The organism is Helicobacter cynogastricus (genome assembly GCF_900197855.1).
GTDB lineage: Bacteria > Campylobacterota > Campylobacteria > Campylobacterales > Helicobacteraceae > Helicobacter > Helicobacter cynogastricus.
The window spans coordinates 1-18358 of record NZ_FZMQ01000004.1 but is presented as its reverse complement, the minus strand read 5'-3'; the positions used below and the strand labels follow the sequence as shown (position 1 = coordinate 18358).

At 42.5% G+C, this 18358-nt stretch carries 14 protein-coding genes, 1 tRNA gene, 2 rRNA genes and 1 pseudogene; 10 read left to right on the top strand and 8 right to left on the bottom strand.

The genetic code is table 11. The annotated features are described in order from the left end of the window. Positions 1-319, bottom strand: a pseudogene (locus C6H00_RS00400) (ATP-dependent DNA helicase RecG); the annotation flags it as partial. A 49-nt stretch (positions 320-368) separates the two neighbouring features. Between C6H00_RS00400 and C6H00_RS00395 the strand changes: the two are divergent. From C6H00_RS00395 to C6H00_RS00355, 9 genes are all read left to right on the top strand, one after another. Further along, positions 369-695, top strand: a complete 327-nt coding sequence (locus C6H00_RS00395) for a hypothetical protein (protein WP_104749087.1) — start codon at positions 369-371, stop codon at positions 693-695. Between the two features lie 41 nt (positions 696-736). Next, positions 737-1327, top strand: a complete 591-nt coding sequence (locus C6H00_RS00390; RefSeq protein ID WP_233704330.1) for an outer membrane protein — start codon at positions 737-739, stop codon at positions 1325-1327. A 25-nt stretch (positions 1328-1352) separates the two neighbouring features. Next, positions 1353-2288, top strand: coding sequence for an ACP S-malonyltransferase (locus tag C6H00_RS00385; RefSeq protein ID WP_104749086.1), 936 nt, complete (start codon positions 1353-1355; stop codon positions 2286-2288). Between the two features lie 182 nt (positions 2289-2470). Then, positions 2471-3952 carry an outer membrane family protein gene (locus C6H00_RS00380; protein WP_104749085.1) on the top strand — a complete coding sequence of 494 codons (1482 nt, stop codon included), beginning with the start codon at positions 2471-2473 and terminating at the stop codon, positions 3950-3952. 128 nt (positions 3953-4080) lie between these two features. After that, entirely contained in the window at positions 4081-5634 is a 1554-nt protein-coding gene (locus C6H00_RS00375) for an outer membrane family protein (protein WP_104749084.1), read from the top strand. A gap of 8 nt (positions 5635-5642) precedes the next feature. Further along, complete coding sequence (locus C6H00_RS00370) at positions 5643-6986, top strand: outer membrane family protein (RefSeq protein ID WP_104749083.1); 1344 nt, start codon at positions 5643-5645, stop codon at positions 6984-6986. Positions 6987-7106: 120 nt separating this feature from the next. Then, positions 7107-8579 (top strand): outer membrane family protein, encoded by a 1473-nt coding sequence (locus tag C6H00_RS00365; protein ID WP_104749082.1) that lies wholly within the window; start codon positions 7107-7109, stop codon positions 8577-8579. A 157-nt stretch (positions 8580-8736) separates the two neighbouring features. Beyond that, complete coding sequence (locus C6H00_RS00360) at positions 8737-10488, top strand: outer membrane family protein (protein WP_104749081.1); 1752 nt, start codon at positions 8737-8739, stop codon at positions 10486-10488. Between the two features lie 82 nt (positions 10489-10570). After that, positions 10571-11980 carry an outer membrane family protein gene (locus C6H00_RS00355; protein ID WP_324728205.1) on the top strand — a complete coding sequence of 470 codons (1410 nt, stop codon included), beginning with the start codon at positions 10571-10573 and terminating at the stop codon, positions 11978-11980. On the opposite strand, the gene C6H00_RS00350 is transcribed toward C6H00_RS00355, so the two are convergent. From C6H00_RS00350 to C6H00_RS00330, 5 genes are all read right to left on the bottom strand, one after another. Further along, the gene (locus C6H00_RS00350; protein ID WP_104749079.1) at positions 11975-13183 is read right to left on the bottom strand and encodes a molybdopterin molybdotransferase MoeA; all 1209 of its coding nucleotides are present in this window, start codon (positions 13181-13183) and stop codon (positions 11975-11977) included. The genes C6H00_RS00355 and C6H00_RS00350 overlap by 6 nt on opposite strands. Positions 13184-13192: 9 nt before the next feature. Continuing rightward, positions 13193-13960 (bottom strand): flagellar biosynthetic protein FliR, encoded by a 768-nt coding sequence (gene fliR / locus C6H00_RS00345; protein WP_104749078.1) that lies wholly within the window; start codon positions 13958-13960, stop codon positions 13193-13195. A gap of 29 nt (positions 13961-13989) precedes the next feature. Next, positions 13990-14625 (bottom strand): ribulose-phosphate 3-epimerase, encoded by a 636-nt coding sequence (gene rpe / locus C6H00_RS00340; RefSeq protein WP_104749077.1) that lies wholly within the window; start codon positions 14623-14625, stop codon positions 13990-13992. Positions 14626-14641: 16 nt separating this feature from the next. After that, positions 14642-14718, bottom strand: a tRNA-Ile gene (locus C6H00_RS00335). Next, positions 14680-15819: an FtsW/RodA/SpoVE family cell cycle protein gene (locus C6H00_RS00330; RefSeq protein WP_199769136.1), complete on the bottom strand. Its 1140-nt coding sequence runs from the start codon at positions 15817-15819 to the stop codon at positions 14680-14682. The genes C6H00_RS00335 and C6H00_RS00330 overlap by 39 nt, the downstream gene beginning before the upstream one ends. A 387-nt stretch (positions 15820-16206) precedes the next feature. Between C6H00_RS00330 and C6H00_RS00325 the strand changes: the two genes are divergently transcribed. Next, positions 16207-17385 (top strand): glycosyltransferase family 10 domain-containing protein, encoded by a 1179-nt coding sequence (locus tag C6H00_RS00325; protein ID WP_104749076.1) that lies wholly within the window; start codon positions 16207-16209, stop codon positions 17383-17385. Positions 17386-17666: 281 nt separating this feature from the next. On the opposite strand, the gene rrf is transcribed toward C6H00_RS00325, so the two are convergent. Next, positions 17667-17782, bottom strand: a 5S ribosomal RNA gene (gene rrf / locus C6H00_RS00320). A gap of 234 nt (positions 17783-18016) precedes the next feature. Then, positions 18017-18358: ribosomal RNA gene (locus C6H00_RS00315) — 23S ribosomal RNA — on the bottom strand; the annotation flags it as partial.

Genomic DNA, 18358 nt, shown 5'->3' with positions numbered 1-18358 from the left:
TCTTAGAATAGGGATTTACGCTGATTTTGCCATAGACAAAATAGCGAGATTGTGAAAAAGCCTTGCTATGGTAAGGGGTATAGTTAAAACAAATGAGATCAATCTCTTGATTAAAGGCAAGAGCTAAGGCTTTGATTTTAAGAATTTTGCCCGCATGAGTGCCAAGTTTACGCACTTCTAGGCAACCCTCTTGACCAATTTGAAGTGTTTCTAATAAAGTGTAAGCGGTGTAACCTTTAGGCGGTTGGAGGAGAAGCTGCAAAAAATCAGATAGGGGCAAACTAAGATTTAAATCTGTTTCCTCAATTATTTTTGGCACACCACATCCATTTAAGTTTTCATGTTATTATAGCCCAAAAAGGAGATCCATGGCCGGCTTGCTTCAATATTGCGCCTTTGCCGTGTTGTGCGTATTACTGGGAGCTTGTAAGGATACGGCCAAGTCCAGCAAAGCCACTCCTATGGCACCAACAAAGATGACTCAGGCACAAGACCCCGCCCTAGAAAATCTTGAACATAAGATAGATGATGCAAAAACCACGCAGAGGCTTGAGCGTATCATTGATACAGAGAATGCTATTCAAGATGCTACACGATCCACAGGGCCTATGTTTACTCCTCAAAGCAATAATATTTTGCAAAATTGGAACAATCACGAGGATAATTTGAGCTCGCCTCTCAATCACAATTACTAGGACTAGGCATTTTTGCGCGTTACTTAAGCATTGTAGGGGTTTTGTCCATCTGCTTTTTGTATGCAGCTAAGAGTCGCACCTTTCTTTTAAGTCAGTACCAATTAGGGGTGATGCATTTTTATACAGATACAAATGGCACGCGTGTCAAACACACACGCATCATTGAGGGAGCGGGGATTCTTTTTGGCTATGAATACAACCCCTTAGATCGTTGGCTGTATAGCCGTTATTACGGGTTTTTAGATTATGGTTTTGTGCTTTTAGATAAAAACAGCAACATAGAAACTAACATGTTTACTTATGGAGTAGGCGCAGACATCGTACTAGAATACAACAAAAATCCTTTGAATGTTTGGGGGTTTTTCTATGGCATGATGATTGCAGGCAATACTTGGACCACTTCGCGTTTTTCTCGTAATTTTTTGATCGAAAATTACCGCTCTTTTACAAGTTTGCGCTTTAAAGATACCTTTTTTCGCTTCTTTGGTCAGGTAGGCATTCGTTTTCAAACCGTGATCCTCTACCATGATATCTCTATTGAAGTGGGATTTAAGTTCCCTTTTGACACCGAACTTGGGTCTAAATTTGTGCGCGACTATAGTATGTTTGTTTCTCACACTTGGTATTTTTAGGTTACACTTTTTAAAAAGGACGAAAATGGCAGTTCTATTATTTGGAGGACAAGGTTCTCAGCATGTGGGCATGGGTAAGGATTTTTACAATCATCTTAAATTGGCTAGAGAGATGTTTGAAGAGGCTAGTGATGTTTTAAAGACAGGCATGCAAGCCTTACTTTGGGAAGAAAATGAATTATTAAACCAAAGCCCCTATACACAGAGCGCGTTATTTTTAGTGTCTATGGTGGCTTTTAGGGCTTTTATAGCTGAAGTTGGCTCTTTTTCTGCAGACATGGCTTTGGGACACTCTTTGGGCGAAATTAGTGCCAATGGAGCTAGTGGGGCGTTGTCTTTTGAAAAGGGCTTAAAATTAGTGTTTGAGCGAGGGCGTTTGATGGAAAATGTGTGCGCGCAAAGCCCTAAAGAGTTGGGGATGTTGGCAGTCTTAGGCGCATCTAAAGAAAGTCTTATAGATTTTTGCACACAGGCTAGAGAAAAAGGGCAAGTGATTTACACCGCCAATTTTAATGGCTCTCAAGTGGTGTTAGCGGGGTATAAAGAAATTTTGCAAACACTGCAGGCTAAAGATTTAGGGGCTAAAAAGTTAGTGATGTTACCCATGAGTGTTGTGAGCCACTGCCCCATTTTGACCCCCATGCTCGAAGATTTTAAGGCAATCTTGGCGGAAAGTTTAGAGGACACCTATAGTTTTGGTGTGCTATCTAATGCCAATGGCTCACCCTATCAATCTAAAGAAGACGCTCTAAAATATTTGGGTGTGCAGTTAATCCAACCCGTGCTCTATGACACCTGCCTACAATCTTGCGAGTCTAGCACACCCTATTACCTTGAATTTGGTACTAGCGTTCTTAAAAATCTTAACAAGAGATTGAGCAATAAGTCCACTTTGAGCATCGTTGATATGCCCAGCTTACAAGAAGCTTTGAACTTTGTAGCACAAGCCCCATCTTTGTAGCGGCTCATATATGGCATTTTTGGTTACTATGTGTAGCGTGCCATCTATTTTATACAAGAAAAAGGCCATATCTTATACGGATTCTCCAAAGAATTTTGCAACAATAAAAAAGTTGCAGCGGGCTGCTCTTCTGATAAAGAGTGTAGCTAGGTAGCACCACTATCCCTAATTTAGGAGGCTTCATGCAAGATGGGTCGCATAGACGGAAAACCTCAGGGGTTTCTCTAATGATTTTTGCGGGTTCTTTGGCCTTGAGTGCTGGCTCTTTGGACGCTTTTTCCTATAAATTGGGGGGTTTTGCCGATCAATCTGCTTTCATTGGCTTCAACAACTCTAAAATTGATCGCACAAAGGGTATCTATCCTACTCAACGCTATGCTACTATTGCTGGGTATTTAGGTTTGGACTTAGATTTTTCTCCCAAAGATTCCCCCCATACGATCAAGACCAAGATCGGAGGTATAGTGGGAGGAGTGCTCTATGATGGCACCAAAAACTCTATTGAAGGGTCTGCAGTCAATGACTTCTTTGGCTACTACAATGGTTTTTGGGATGGAGACCTCAATCTTCTTGATACAGATGTAGACCCAGCATTCATATCTCACAACAAGAAAATCAACAATGCTATGTTGAATAATAATAATCGCTACTATGTTTTTAGCGATGCCTACATAGAATACAATTATAAAAATTACTTTGGTTTTAAAGGAGGGCGTTACAAATCTGGGATGGAGTATCGCAGTGGATGGACACAGGGTTTTGAGGTTTATGGGGGTGGCAAGGATTTTCGTCTAACTTGGTTTAGCTCTTGGGGGCGCGCTTTTGCGTACGGCTCCTACATTCAAGATTGGTATGCTGCACGCCCTACCATGTCCGGTAATTACACTAAAAACGCTCAAGGCGGTTGGGACGCACATGGTCATGAAATTCTCTTGGGTACGCATGCCGTGCAATTCAACTATTCACGGCACAAGCTTCAGTTAGAGGGTTTTTTTTACTTCTCTCCCAAGATTTTTAACGCTCCGGGTTTCAAGGTTGTTTGGGATAGCAATCCTAACTTTGCCGGACGAGGTTTTCGCTCTCAAACAACTTTACTTGCCTTCTTTCCCATTTATTATCCATGGATGCTTGTTAATAGTAAGGGTGCGCGCAAATACGCCTTTAATACTCCTACAACACACACGGGACAGAGTTTGGCAATCAAGCAACGATTTGATTTTGATGAATTTTTTGTTGTGGGTACTTTTTTTAAGAATTTTCAAAACCCTAATTACAAAGTAGGGAATATGGGCAACCCTGCTGGGGTACTCTCAGGGGGTAATAGTATCTATGCAGGGGGCTATGGTACCGCACTCAAGGCAGATGCTGTAACGGGCAACTTTGGTTATGGAGGGAAGCATTTTAAAGATACATTCACTTGGGAGATGCAATGGCAGTGGAGTAGTGCTCCAGTTTCTTATGATGGTAGAGTTACCTTGCTTTTAGGTTATACCTTTAATAAAATCTTAAGCGCAACCATAACTTTAGCTTATTTTGGCATGCACACCAACAAGGGATACCAAGCGGGGTGGAATAAGCCTTGCGTTTCTTCTCCCACGCTTTATTGTGGGGGCGGGTATCAAGATCGTAGTAGTCTCACTACAAGTTTGGTAGCAACATTTTAAGGATTTCTTAAAAGAGTGGGCAAACTGAGAAAAAAATCACACCTAGCATGCTATTATTACTCAAAGGTAAATATAGAGTGTTGGGCGTGCGCTAGCATTTATTCCTCATCACACATAAGGGACACGCATTGAAAAGAATTACCTTGCTTTCTAAGAGTTTATTAGCGGTGTTGGGACTACTGAACCAAGCAGAAGCACTGGATTGGCGTAATTTGGAATCCTTTGCTAAGTTTAAGGCGGGGGTGGAGTCCTTTGCTAAAGTGGGTTTTAATAACAAACCTATCAATACTGCAAAAGGGCTTTATCCTACAGAAACCTTTATGACCGTTGTGGGGTATTTGCAACTAGATTTCCCCGAATTGCTCTCTAAGAGTGCTACAGCCGATGGGCACCATCTCTCAGGGAGTTTAGGAGGCATGGGCGGAGGGTTGATCTACAATGGCACAAAACACTTGATTGATCAAGCTACGGGTAAGCCCTATGGCGACATGGCTTGGAACTACTTTGGTTACTGGGCAGGGCTAGTGGGACAGAAACCTCAGGGGCAATGTTGGTATGGGTTGGGCGGAGGCTCACAGGCTGATTATGCAGGAATGAGCGCGCAAGAGTTACAGGCTCTATCTGATTATACCGGCAATGTCGATCCTAAATCTCTTCCTAAAGGTATTAACTGGGTAAATGGTAGTCAGGCGTATAATTGTATTCAAGGCTATGCAGACAACGCGCGCCACTATGTAATTTACAACGCTTATATTGATTACTCTTATAAAGATATCTTTCGCTTTAGAGGCGGGCGTTATGAATCTCCAGCAGACTACATGAGTGGTTACACACAGGGGTTAGACATGACCTTAAAATTAGGTCGGTTTAAGTTTTGGTGGTTTAGCTCATTTGGTCGTGGTTTTGCTTATAACGAATGGTTATATAACTTTTATTCACCAAAAACTTATGTTTTGGCGAATGGCAAAAAAATCAATCCCGGGGTGCATGCTTTTTATATTACATGGCAATATAAAGGCTTTAGTATTGTGCCTTTCTTTTATTTTTCTCCCAACAATGAGTATGACCCTAACTTCACCCTTCTTTATGACAGCAAGCCGGATTTTAAAGGGGTGGGTTGGCGTTCACAAACAGACATCACGGTACTCAACCCCTTTTATGCCAAGCGTTTTTGGAACACCTATCAATTTGGCATGATTTCCAGAAAAAACGCCCATAGTCTGATGATCAAACAACGCTTTGACTACAACAACTATAACTTTGGAGGTGGGATTTATAAGAGTTTTGGCAATGCTAACTGGATGATTGGCTACCACGGGAGTCGTTTAGGCTTTGACTTTTGGACCAATAGTGTTTATGCTAATACTATCAACTCGCTTTCTTATATGATGGATGCGAACTCTTTGACAGGCTTTATCTTTGGGGGGGGGGTACATGATAGATTTTTATGGGGGTTCTTAGGGCGACTCACCTATGGACCACGCGCCAATGAGCAGGTTTTTTCTGTAAACATGGGTTATCAATTTTCTAAACATTTTTACGCAGACATCAAGGTAGAATACTACAATGTAGATATGCATAAAGGCTATAAAGTTGGTTGGAATGGTCCTTTTTTGCCAGATCAGCCCGCTACCCAGCAAGATAGAAGCCACATTTTTACAGAGATTAAGGTAAGCCTATAGAGGTTTGAATGCTTGGACGCATTTGCAGACTGGTTTTTGCCAGTGGCGTATTTTTGTGGGGGTTTGATTACCACTTGAGCGGAGCTGCCGAGTCGGTATCTAAAATAGGGTTTAATCGCTCTCCTATTAATTCCTCTAAAGGAATTTTTCCCACTGAAAGCTTTGTTACAATGACCATTAAAGCCCAAGTGGATGCCACTTTGTGGCAACATCAAGCGCATAAAATTAGCAGTGGGGTAGGGGGAGGATTGGGAGGCATTACCTACGATTCAACCCGTTATTTGGTCGATCAGAGCACCGGAAAAGTCTATGGCTCTAAAGTGTTTTACTATATGGGGCGTTGGTGGGGTTTTTTGGGCAATGCCCCTTGGAAGAGTTCAGCCGTAGAATCCGATCAGCACACGCGCCCCTATGTGCTTTACAACGCGTATTTGCGTTATGATTATGGAAAGTCTTTTACTCTCATTGCCGGGAGGTATCCAGCTAAAACCACTTTTTTGAGTGGTTATACAGAAGGCTTTGAGGTTTCTTACAAGTTTTTAAAGCATTTTCAAGCGAGGTGGTTTAGCTCTTTTGGGAGAGCGTTAGCAGTGGGGGAGTTTATTAGGGATTGGTACGCACCCATCACTGCCACTAACAAAAATAGGCAAGCAATTAATTTAGGCATCCACGCACTTGGCATAGATTACCATACCGATCACCTTGCCTTTTCACCTTTGCTATATTTTTCTCCTGACATCTACACTGCTCCGGGCTTTAAATTTCACTATAACAGCAATCCCAAATTTGAGGGGATAGGTTTTAAGTCCCTAACTCAAGTTGTAGCACTCTTCCCTATCTACAGCCCCCATGTTTACAATGAGTATTACAGAGGTACACCTTTGGGCTCGTGGGGGGCAAGTATCTACGCCCAACAGCGTTTTGATTACAATGAGTTTAATTTTGGTGGTGGGTATTATCAAAATATTGGCAATGCCAATGCGAAGATTGGCTGGTATGGCGGACCTATTGGAATTGATTACCGGGATGATAGTGTTTATGGAGGCTTGATAGACAATATGGTTTCGCCCAACGCAGTTACCGGGTTTATTTTTGGGGGCGGTGTGTACAAGAAACTTTATTGGGGTGTGTTAGGAAAACTCACTTTTTCACCCCGAGCCAATGAGCAGACCGCTTCGCTCAATATTGGCCTTAGATGGAGTCGCTTTGTAACCAGTGATGTGCGTTTTGTTTACCATGAAGTGAGCACGCATAGGGGTTATAAAGTAGGGAGCAATGCCTACGATTCAAATTTCACTCCCAACACTCAAAACCGCAGTTTTTTAATGACCTCCCTTAAAGCCCAATTCTAAGTATCTTTTAGTAACATTTATGAAACTTCGGATTTCTTTTATAACTTGTTTGCAGTTTCCAAAAGGTCTTTTCGTTAGAGAATATTTTAGAATGAGGTCATTTGTTTGAGGAGTTTAGTAATGTGTAGGCGTTTCTTAGGTCTTTGGATACTAAGTTGTCTTTTTCTAGGGGCCTTTGACTATAGTTTTTCAGGGCGCTTGGATAATTTTTCTAAGATTGGCTTTAATCATTCCCAGCTCAATTCTGCTAAGGGTATCTTCCCTACAGAGAGTTTTGTAGATGTTGTGGGGTTTGCCCAAATCAAGCTAGGTTTATTACCCAAGCACACCACAGATCACAAGCTAAGTTTTAGTTTAGGAGGCGCGGTTGCTGGAGTTCCTTACGATTCCACAAAATACTTGCGGGATGCTGGCCATGATAATGATATTTATGGCTCTGTGGTCTATAACTTCATTGGTGGTTGGCATGGCTATTTTTTTAATCAGTTTCTTGATCCTAAATATAATGGAACGGCCAATTCAGGGGCTTTTCATGCCCGCCCTTATGTGTTAGATACCGCCTATATTAATTATTCCTATAAAGATATTTTCGGAATGAAACTAGGGCGTTACGAGGCTAATATCAACTTTATGAGTGGGTCTAATCAGGGTTGGGAGCTTTACTACAGACCTGTCAAAAACTTTACTTTATGGTGGTGGAGTTCTTTTGGACGCGGTTTGGCTTTTAACTCTTGGATTTATCAATTTTACGCCACTACTCCCTATTTGCAAAAAAATGGCCAATATATTAACTATGGTTGGCATGGCTTGAGCGCAACTTATGACTATAAAGGCTTGAGCGCGCAAGCTTTCTTTTATTTTTCCCCCAAGACTTACAACGCTCCGGGTTTCAAACTTATTTACGACACCAATAAAAATTTTCAGCAAGTAGGTTTTCGATCCCAAACATTACTCATGGTAACCGTGCCCATTTATGATTCCGGCTGGTATGATCCAATTACAAAAACTTATAGTATTTGGGATGCATCTCCACATGGCGATCCGGTTGGTAAATACGGCGTAACTTTGAATATCCGCCAAATTTTCCGCTGGAATAAGTTTACTTACATCTTAGGCCTTTATAATACCTTTGGCAACTCGGATGCCTTTTTGGGTAGCCACACCATGCCTATGGGAAATAACTCTTCCTATGTGAATGACATTTATGGCATTGTAGGTTATGATTTTTGGGACAATAGTGCTTACGATGGCCTAGCGGACGCGCTCACAAATGCCAACACCACAACAATCTATGGTTCTGTGGGTAGTGTGTATAAAAAATTTGCTTGGCATATCTTTGGACGGGTGAGTAACGCCAACAAAAACGCACAAGGACATCAAGGGCGTAGCAATGAGTACTCTGCTGCGCTCAGTCTTGATTACGCTTTCACGCCTAGTATTCTTTTCCATGTCAAATTTGAATACTATGGTGTGCAGGTGCATCAAGGGTATCGTATAGGTTATTTTGGCCTTCCTCAGTTTAATAACCCTGCTTTTAATTCCAACTACCAAGATCGTAGTCATATGATGACCAATGTTACACTAAAATTCTAAAAAATTGATATGATAAATCGTTTACAGATAACACTCTTAGACACTTAGAGGAAATAGAAAACTAAGCCTTTTTTTAAGAAAAAAAATACTAAAATCGGCGCACTGGATTGGATGTCAGAATCCCCCATTCATCGTATTATAAAAGGAGTGCTTTAGTATGGAAGAAACAAGAAAGAGTTACACGCGGAGTTCCAAGACGGGGCTAGGTGGGCTTATCCCTGCCATTTTTGCCTCTTCATCTTTGGGGTTATGTGGTTTGGACGCATTGACCTACGAAATTCATGGCGATCTGATTAACTTCTCTAAGGTGGGTTTTAACAATAAGCCTATTAATCCAGTAGAAGGGCTTTATCCTACAGGAACCTTTGTAGAGCTTACCGGAAAGCTAGAGACGACCATGCATTTAGGTAAAGGCTGGAGCATAAGTGTAGGGGGGGCACTAGGTGGTATGCCCTATGATAGCACGCGCTACGATCGCTACTCTAAGAGTCTCATGCAAGATGCCGCACACACTTACATACCGGGTACAAACACGACATACCTTCAATCGTGGCAAAACCATCAGCACGATTGTAATGGCGCATGGGGCTGTGGTTCTATCCTAAATGGTAATCAATATGTGAATCAAGGAGTTGGTGGAGGCATTGCTGACCCTAGGGGGATAGGCTACATGTTTATGGGTGAGTGGAATGGCTTGTTCCCTAACTACTACCCCGCTTACGCCTACTCTCCGGGACAATCGCGACCTTACGAAGTTTATAAGGCCAATGTGCAGTATAAAAGCGACAAGGTATGGATGATCTTAGGGCGTTATGACACCACGCAAGTTGAAGACATTGACTGGTTCTACCAACTCACACAAGGTTTTTATGGGCTGTTTAAACTACACTCTAAAGTCAAGCTTCAAGTTTTCAGCTCCTGGGGCCGTGGTATTGCTGATGGGCAATGGATGTTTCCTATCTATCGCGAAAAACCTTGGGGTGAGCATAAAATCGGTCTGATCTACCAAGTGAACAAACATTTTTCTATCCACCCCCATGTATGGTTCTCTCCACAAGTTTTCACCGCTCCTGAAATCAAGCTTTATTACGATACAAACCCCGATTTTGACGGACGAGGCTTCAGGGCACAGACTACTTTCTATGGAATGTATGTTTACCAGTGGAAAAACGACTATGTTCCCGGCATTGGGCATGTTGGGCGTTTTGGGCTAGCGCGTTATAACACCTGGGACACTTGGAATCTTTATAATGGTGTTTCTAACACTATTAACCCTGCTGCTGGTGGTAACCCTAACGCCCCTTGGTGTGGCAATCGTGGTAGCAATCCTTGGTGTGGCTTGCAAGGTCCGGGCGGAGCGACCTTGCTTTTCAAGCAACGCTTTGACATCAACAATTACAACACTTCTTTTGGAATTTACTGGAACATTGGTAACCCCAACCCCAACATCGGTACCTATGGTAACCCAGTGGCCATCGATGGTGTGGAACAATGGACTGGAAGTATCTATGGTTTAGGGTTTGCAAGTATCAACAACATCACTGCCGCCGATGCCGTTACCGTGTATTGGAAAGGTGGTGGTGTCTATGGTCGCTTTGACTGGGAGCTTGCTGAACGCTATACCAACTCTCCGCGTGCCAAAGCGCAAGCTTTAGCCTTGTATATGAATTACCAGTTTGGTAAACATGTAAAAGCAGGGATCAAGCTTGAATGGTTCTTGGCTACCATCAATCCAGGCTACAACCCCGGCGTGGGCTTCTTGAGCAAATACGGACAGCCTTTCAATATGAATACAGGTCTTTTCTCCCCTAATAACTTTGCTCAAAACTATGGCAATGTGGGTGGGATGACTCATGCTGTTACTCAAGATCGTAGCCACTTGATGACTCATATTAGTTACAGCTTCTAAAAAATAAAGTCGCCCCGTACTCAAAACGGGGCAGGTTTAGCTATAATCGCCTCACTGATCCAAATCGATTAAGGGCATTCCCATCACACGCAGACTATTTTTTATTTCCTTTGGTTTTTTGTGTGCTTTCTTAGGGCGCGTTATGGCTTTTGATTTGAGTCTGACGGGCAAACTGAGCTCCTTTACCCAAATTGGGTTTGATAATAAAAAATACCAACCCTCTAAATTCATCTATCCCACCGGTAGTTATACCTCCCTGCTTGCAGAATTAAATGTCAGCATGGATATCTATAAGGGTTTGCGTGCGGAGTTAGGCGCGATGATGGCGGGCTTGCCCTACGATTCTACAGCAGCACAGGGGAATAATATCCAACCCGGGCAACCTGGCGGACCATTGGTGAATGGAGGAAGAGGTTTTTACACCCATAGCGGAGGAATGTTTTGGGAATATATTGGCTGGTATGCCGGGCATAGTGGTCAAGATGTGCAAAAACCCCGCTACGCAATGGTGCATAACGCCTATTTGAGTTACGACTACAAGGGCATTTTTGGAATTAAGGGCGGGCGTTACGAACTATCTGATTACGATTGGTTCACCTCTTTTAGTCAGGGCGTAGAAGCTTACGCCAAATATAAAGATACTAAATTCCGCATTCTGTATTCAGACGCGCGCGCTTCTGCCTCTAGCGACTGGTTTTGGCCCTATGGGCGTTATTATACCAGTGGCCAGCCTCTCATGATTGCTGAAGTGCTTTATAAAAAAAATCATTGGAAAGTTAACCCCTATTTTTATGCCATCTTTAATCGAATGTATGCCCCCGGGATCAATGTTACTTATGATACTAACCCCAATTTTAGAGATAAGGGCTTTAGATGGGTGGGGACTTTTGTAGGACTTTTCCCCTTTTTCCCTCCCTCTGGGCGGGGCTATGATATGATTTTATTTGGGCAAGAAAAGATGGGCAAGGCTGCTCAAACTTTAATGTTCCGCTCGCGTTTTTATTACAATAAATGGAGTTTTGGGGGGAGCATTTATAAGAATATTGGTAATGCCAATGGGGACATTGGAATCTATGGCGACCCGCTAGGTTACAACATGTGGACCAACACGATTTACGATGCCGAAATTAACAACATTGTAGGCGCGGACGCGCTCAATGGCTTTTTATATTTTGGCTCGCATTATAGAGGTTTTCATTGGAAAGTTTTAGGCCGACTTACAGGTTCTCCGCGTGCCAATGAGCAAAGCGTCGCCCTATTTTTAAGCTATTTCTTAAGCCGTTACAATTTGGAATTCGATCTCAAACTTGAGTATTATAATAATATCACCAAGAAGGGCTATTGTCTTGGTTTTGGCTATGGTCCGGGCCCTAATAACTGCGCTTCTTGGGACCCTGAAACTAATAATTACGCCCCCCGCCTACCCCGCAATATAGATTCCAATCGTAGCCATTTGATGTTCACTCTCACCTATGGGTTTCAACTCCTATAAAAAGCGTTGGTAGAGCAAAACCTCTACCTTATCTTTGACTTCTAAAACACCCGGGGCAATCAATGCCAGCGCGTGGCAAGCTCCTAAAGCATCGATCGCTCCCGATCCATAACGCCCACCCCTGTAGGGCACAAAAACCCCTTTTTCAACGCGCCCTAACACTAAATGCAAACGCTCGCCCTTAAAATGTAAAGGCGTGCTTAAGGGCAATTCTAATAGGGTGCTCTGCGCATTCGATCCGGCAAGCTTTTCTAACATAGGCAAAACAAGGGTTAAGCAAGTGAGCATACAGCTCACGGGGTTACCGGGCATGCCAAAAACAAAGGTAGGTCTAGGCGTGTTGGCAAAACTTGCTAGCATGATGGGTTTACCGGGCTTGAGATTAACCCCATGATAGTGGATAGTCGCGCCCTTTTGTAGCAACGCGTCTTTGAAGTAATCCTTATCTCCTACGCTCACTCCTGCACTGCTCACCACAACATCATAATCTTTCCAATTTTCCATCATCTCTTGTTGGGCGTGCAGATCGTCTTTAAGCTTGCCTACATGCGTGGCCTCATGTCCGTAACTTCTAAGCAAAGAAACAAGCATGGGAGCGTTGCTATCATAAATTTGATGATCTTGAGCCTTTGTGCCCAAAGCGACCACTTCATCTCCGCTACTAAAGATCGCAATCTTAAGAGGTTTGAAAACTTTGATGTGTGCGATGCCTTGAGAAGCTAGTAAGGCAATCAGCCCAGCGTGAATCCTCTGCCCAGCATGGGCGATCAGCTCATCCTTGAGAATATCCTCTCCTTGAAAGCGGATATTTGCCCCTTTTTTAAACCCTTGCGCGGGGGCTTGCGCTTGAGCGTGGTTGCAAAAGTCCATCGCCTCAAAGGGCACAACTAAATCCACCCCTGCAGGCACTAACGCGCCTGTCATAATCTTAGCACACTGCCCCTTTTGAATTTCTACCCCCTCCACACTCTGCCCGGCATAAATGGTATGAGCGATCTCTAAGGGTTTGCCCAAATCCTCGAATTTGAGCGCAAAGCCATCCATCGCTGAATTTGTGGCTTTGGGCAGAGGTTCTTGTGCGACCACACTTTGAGCTAGCACTCTATTTAAGCTAGATTCTAAGGGGATTTCCTCTTGCTGGGGTGTGCCCTTGATCAAATCCAAACTCAGAGCAAGTGCCAAGTTAAAACTTTGAGTAGACATTGTAATCCTTTAAAATAAAGTGGAAAGGGTTTGAAAAGCTTGCAATAGCATGTCTTTAAAGCGGTGCATCATCGAACCTATGATCATAATTAATCCCATAAGCGCGATAGCAATTTTTAAAGGAAAGCCGATCGCCAATAGATTAAATTGAGGGTGGGTTTTCATGATCATCCCAAAAACCACATCGCTTAACATAATAATCGCCAAAATAGGAAAAGCTATGCTAAAACCAATACTAAACAAATACGCAAAAGCCTTAACGCTAGCCTTGACCACATCTGCAGAAAAGATAAAACTCCCTAGAGGCACTTTAGCTAAACTATGTTGCACCCACAAAATAATAAAGTGGTGCATGGAAGTTTGGAGCATAATTAAAATGGCTAGGAGCAACACCACCTGCCCCACAATCGCCTTTTGCGCGCCTGAGATGGGATCGTAGGCACTAGCCATGGTTAAACCCATAGAAAAGCTAATAGTATCTGTAGCAAAAGTGAGGGTGCTAAAAACGAGGTGCAGGAAAAACGAAGCACACAGCCCTAAGAGTAATTCTGAAAGCAGAGCGATCAAAAAACCCTCTGTGCTCAAATGCATGGGCGCATGGGGAATGGTAGGATAAAAAACCAAAGTTAGAAAAAATCCCAATGCACCCCGCACAGAAAGGGGCACAAGATTATTATCAAAGAAAGGAAAAAAAGCTAATACTCCAGCAATGCGCACAAAGAGAAGCCAAAACCCCGTGATATTCTGACCCTGCATCCACACTAACCAATCAAGCATGGCGTATTATAGCGCGGATATTTTAGAGTTTAGTCAATCGCTTGTAATTTTAAAAGGGCGTTTTTGGGGTCTTGATGGTTAAAAAGATAACTCCCCACTACGAGCAAATTTGCCCCCTGCGCGCTCAAAAGTGGGGCGTTATGCATATTAATACCCCCATCCACTTCAAGCATACCTTGATAGTTGGGAAAACGCTTTTTGAAAGCTTTAAGCTTATCCAACACGAGGGGTAAAAATTTTTGCCCCCCAAAACCCGGATTAACACTCATCAAGAGCACTAAATCTAAATCTTGAATGATGTAATCCAAACCCTCTAGGGAAGTGGCTGGATTAAGACTTAACCCCGCCTTAATTCCCAAACTCTTGATGTAATGCACGCTTCTGTGTAAATGCGGGGTATTTTCTATGTGCAGAGTGATAAAAGCAGGCCGTAAATCTTTGTAGAGATCGATAAAAAAGAGGGGGTTTTCTACCATTAAATGCACATCTAAAGGCGTGTTATAATATTGTTTTAAATTTTTGAGCACACATGGCCCAAAAGTGAGATTGGGCACAAAATGCCCATCCATCACATCGATATGAAAAAAATCGGCTTGTTGCAATGGGTGTAAACTCTCTTGGAGGCGCATAAAATCCGCGCTTAGAAGACTGGGGGCGATTTGCATTAAAAACCTTGAAGGCTGGTGGATTCTGTAGGACTTGAACCTACGACCAATCGGTTATGAGCCGAGTGCTCTAACCAGCTGAGCTAAGAATCCCCTTTTTTTAGAATGCGCAGGATTATAACCAAAACCAAATTTAAATGCAAGTAGATGCTCAAAGACTCCAAAAAGCGCGATGAAAGTGATAAAACTACTTCCCCCATAGCTAAATAAAGGCAGGGGCAACCCTACCACAGGGGCTAACCCTAAAGTCATCGCCACATTGACACTCGCATAGACAAAAATAAGAATGGCAATCCCAGCGGTAACTGCCTGCAAAAAATGATCTCTGGGATCGCTTGAAAAATAAGAGAGGAAATGCATCACAAAGAACATATAAAAACTCAAAAGCACAAAAGCCCCCAAAAAGCCAAACCTCTCTACAAAATAAGCAAAGATAAAATCACTCGTGGCAATGGGGAGAAATTTAAGTTTTGCCTGCGTGGATTCCTCTTGGGATTTCCCTAAAAACCCCCCCGATCCAATGGCGATAATGGATTGACGCACATGGTAATTAGGCTTTTCAGCGATGAAGTCATGGATGCGCTTTTTTTGGTAATCATGCAAAGAGCCATAAATGAGGGGGGAGGCGATCGCCCCTGCCAAAATGATCGTAAGCCAAATTTTGATATGCACCCCCACCAAGAAAAGCACTCCAAAACCCATGATCAAAATCACTAGGGCTGTGCCCAAATCCGGTTGCCTTAAAATGAGCACGCAAGGAATTCCAATATACAAGCTAAATTTACCAAAAGCCTTCCACCCATAGCCTCCATTAGGAGGCGGATTGCTGCGAATCAAATGGGCTAGTAACAGCAAGATAGCAATTTTAACCGGCTCGCTAGGTTGTATGGAAATAGAAGTATCTGGAATGGTCAACCAGCGTTGCGCGCCTAGTTTGCTCGTGCCTGCAAAATTGACCAAAAGCAACAAAAAAACACAAATCCAATAGAGGAAATGGAAACTTCGATCCAAACGCCTAAAGGGGATAAAAAAGACAGACCAAAAAACCACAAAACCAATCCCAAAATAAAATACTTGTTTAAGGCTCAGAGTGGAATTGACCTCATAGATTAAGAAAGAGGAAACTCCCATAAGCGGGAGCAAAAAGAATAGCAATAAAAAATCAAAGTGGGTGATAACACGGCGATCGAACATGGTTTGCATAGCATTAGAATAGCACAAAATTTACCTAAAAAGACACGAGACTCTATCAAAATATAAATTATAACAAGTATATCAGAATACACTCCCTTTTGTTTTTACCATGATTTTTTACCTACAAACAACCGCTTTTGGATCATGTGGGTAGCTAACATTATTGTTATACTTTCACTTCTTGTAGAAACGGGGAGGGTTGCGAGGCGATGTCTAGCACATATCCAAAATTTGTCTCAAAATAGATATTCACTCAAGAAGTCGTCATATCTACAAAGTGGTGCTTATTATTTTTATATTTAAATTGAGAAAATTTATCTATTGCGCCACAAGGACTCTAAACTGGTTATTTATGCTACACTTCACGCTTTGAACTAAAGGTTTCCTATGTTTGCACCGCTATTAGAAGCATTTATCGATTCTAGTCGCTTGCCCCCACCCCCACCTAACAAAAAACCCCTAGTTTTGTGGATTAGACAGGGTGAAAATGAAGCGGATTTTAAGGACTGGTTATTTTATAAAATTTTAGGTCAACGGTATAATTTAAGTCGAGCACCAAATGATTATGTCTGCTATTTAGGCGGACATCACCGTTCTTTAGAAGAGTTAGGTCGCATATTAAAAATTCCTACAAAGCGAATCGCTTATATAGGTGAGAACGAACGCATCGACTTTAATGTCTACGACTTTGGTATAGGCTTTGATGACCTAGAGTTTAATGATCGCTATTTGCGTGTACCTCTATATTACCAAGCTATATGGTGGTGCTCTGAAATTGCCATCACCTGCGCTAACTCCCCATTTAAACAGGCAAAACTAGAAAATCTTGCTTTTGGTCCCTCAAAAAATTCTACCCCCATAGACTTTAGAACTACTTATCCACAAATAGATAGTCTTGTTAGAGAGCAAAGCGATCCATTTAAAAGAGAGTTTGCAAGCTTTGTGGCTTCTAATATTAATGCGCCTGTGCGGAATGCCCTTTACCAAATATTTAACACTTACAAACCCGTTGCGGGGGGGGGGGGGGTGTTTAACACAATTGGAAGTTTGGTACAAAATAAGCGTGAATTTTTAAGTGGCTATAAGTTCAATCTTTGTCCGGAAAATTCTCAAGGACTAGGTTACACCACAGAAAAAATCGTTGATGCTTACTTTGCCCATACTATCCCCATTTATTGGGGTAATCCACAAGTAGCCAAAGATTTTAACCCTAAAAGTTTTGTAAATGTTCACGATTTTGAGGATTTTCAAGAGGCTCTTGATTTTGTCCGTTACCTGGATACCCATAAAAACGCTTATTTAGACATGCTCTATTCTCATCCACTTAATATTTATGGGAATAAACATAGATTTTACAAAGATTTAAGTTTTTCTAAAATTCTAAGTTTTTTACAAAATGCTCTAGAATGCCCGTATATTTATCACGAGTGTACGAATTTAATAAACCTGCTCTATCAAGAACAAAACAATGAGAAACAAGAGGCGCCAAAGGAGTTAACAGGAAGACAACACCTTGCTATTGCCTTTAATAAACTTTTGCAAAAAGTTAGGCGTGTGTTGACTTGATGTTTGAAGAAGCTTTTGTCAAGGTTTTTAATTGTTTCAAGAGCAAAGCGTGCTCTAATGACTGCGGATTTTGTAAAATTCAATTCTCTCCTATGTGCGCATAGTACAAGTGGAGTAGCTACTGAGAATGTCTCCTTAGAATCAAGACACAACAAGATTGATGATAATATATTTTAGACTTTTACTGCGACATAAAGTTTACTACAAGGGTTGATTAATTCCTAGAATCGCATACAAACAATAAGAAACCTAAAAAGAAGAAAAACACTTTAAAAACAACTCCCCCGCATCACCCTACTTTCCCACCCTTGCAAAGGGCAGTATCATCGGCGTTAGAGAGCTTGACTTCCAGGTTCGGGATGGGGCTGGGTATTTCCTCTCCACTAGGGACACGGGGAAAAGCAAGAAGCTTTTCTAGGTGTTGCTAGCTCAAAAAGCCAAACTCTAAGAGTTTTAAAAACCCTCAGAGAGGCTAGACCCCACTAGGCTTGAGTTTCTCTTAAGAGAGAAGGGCAACACCCCTTGAAAGACAGATGCCATTCTAGCAATTTGTCCTCAAGCTGTCAATAACCTACGCTCCAGTTCCTACAAAGCTTTGATTACACTCAACAAGGCGGTGATACCTTATCAACCAAACAAGCCAAACGCTCTATTAGTAGTGGTTAGCTAAATGCATTACTGCACTTACACACCCACCCTATCAAACATGTAGTCTTCATGCGAGCTTCAGGGAAAGCTTATCTTGGAGTTGGCTTCGAGCTTAGATGCTTTCAGCTCTTATCACAACCATGCGTAGCTACCCAGCGGTGCTCTTGGCAGAACAACTGGTGCACCAGTGGCATGTCCATCCCGGTCCTCTCGTACTAGGGACAGCTCTCCTCAGCTTTCCTACGCCCACAGCAGATAGGGACCGAACTGTCTCACGACGTTCTGAACCCAGCTCGCGTACCGCTTTAAATGGCGAACAGCCATA

Coding starts and splice junctions, on each gene's coding strand:
- C6H00_RS00365 (WP_104749082.1), top strand. CDS start 7,107: ATGTGTAGGCGTTTCTTAGGTCTTTGGATACTAAGTTGTCTTTTTCTA.
- C6H00_RS00385 (WP_104749086.1), top strand. CDS start 1,353: ATGGCAGTTCTATTATTTGGAGGACAAGGTTCTCAGCATGTGGGCATG.
- C6H00_RS00360 (WP_104749081.1), top strand. CDS start 8,737: ATGGAAGAAACAAGAAAGAGTTACACGCGGAGTTCCAAGACGGGGCTA.
- C6H00_RS00370 (WP_104749083.1), top strand. CDS start 5,643: ATGCTTGGACGCATTTGCAGACTGGTTTTTGCCAGTGGCGTATTTTTG.
- C6H00_RS00330 (WP_199769136.1), bottom strand. CDS start 15,819: ATGTTCGATCGCCGTGTTATCACCCACTTTGATTTTTTATTGCTATTC.
- C6H00_RS00395 (WP_104749087.1), top strand. CDS start 369: ATGGCCGGCTTGCTTCAATATTGCGCCTTTGCCGTGTTGTGCGTATTA.
- fliR (WP_104749078.1), bottom strand. CDS start 13,960: ATGCTTGATTGGTTAGTGTGGATGCAGGGTCAGAATATCACGGGGTTT.
- C6H00_RS00380 (WP_104749085.1), top strand. CDS start 2,471: ATGCAAGATGGGTCGCATAGACGGAAAACCTCAGGGGTTTCTCTAATG.
- C6H00_RS00350 (WP_104749079.1), bottom strand. CDS start 13,183: ATGTCTACTCAAAGTTTTAACTTGGCACTTGCTCTGAGTTTGGATTTG.
- C6H00_RS00325 (WP_104749076.1), top strand. CDS start 16,207: ATGTTTGCACCGCTATTAGAAGCATTTATCGATTCTAGTCGCTTGCCC.
- rpe (WP_104749077.1), bottom strand. CDS start 14,625: ATGCAAATCGCCCCCAGTCTTCTAAGCGCGGATTTTATGCGCCTCCAA.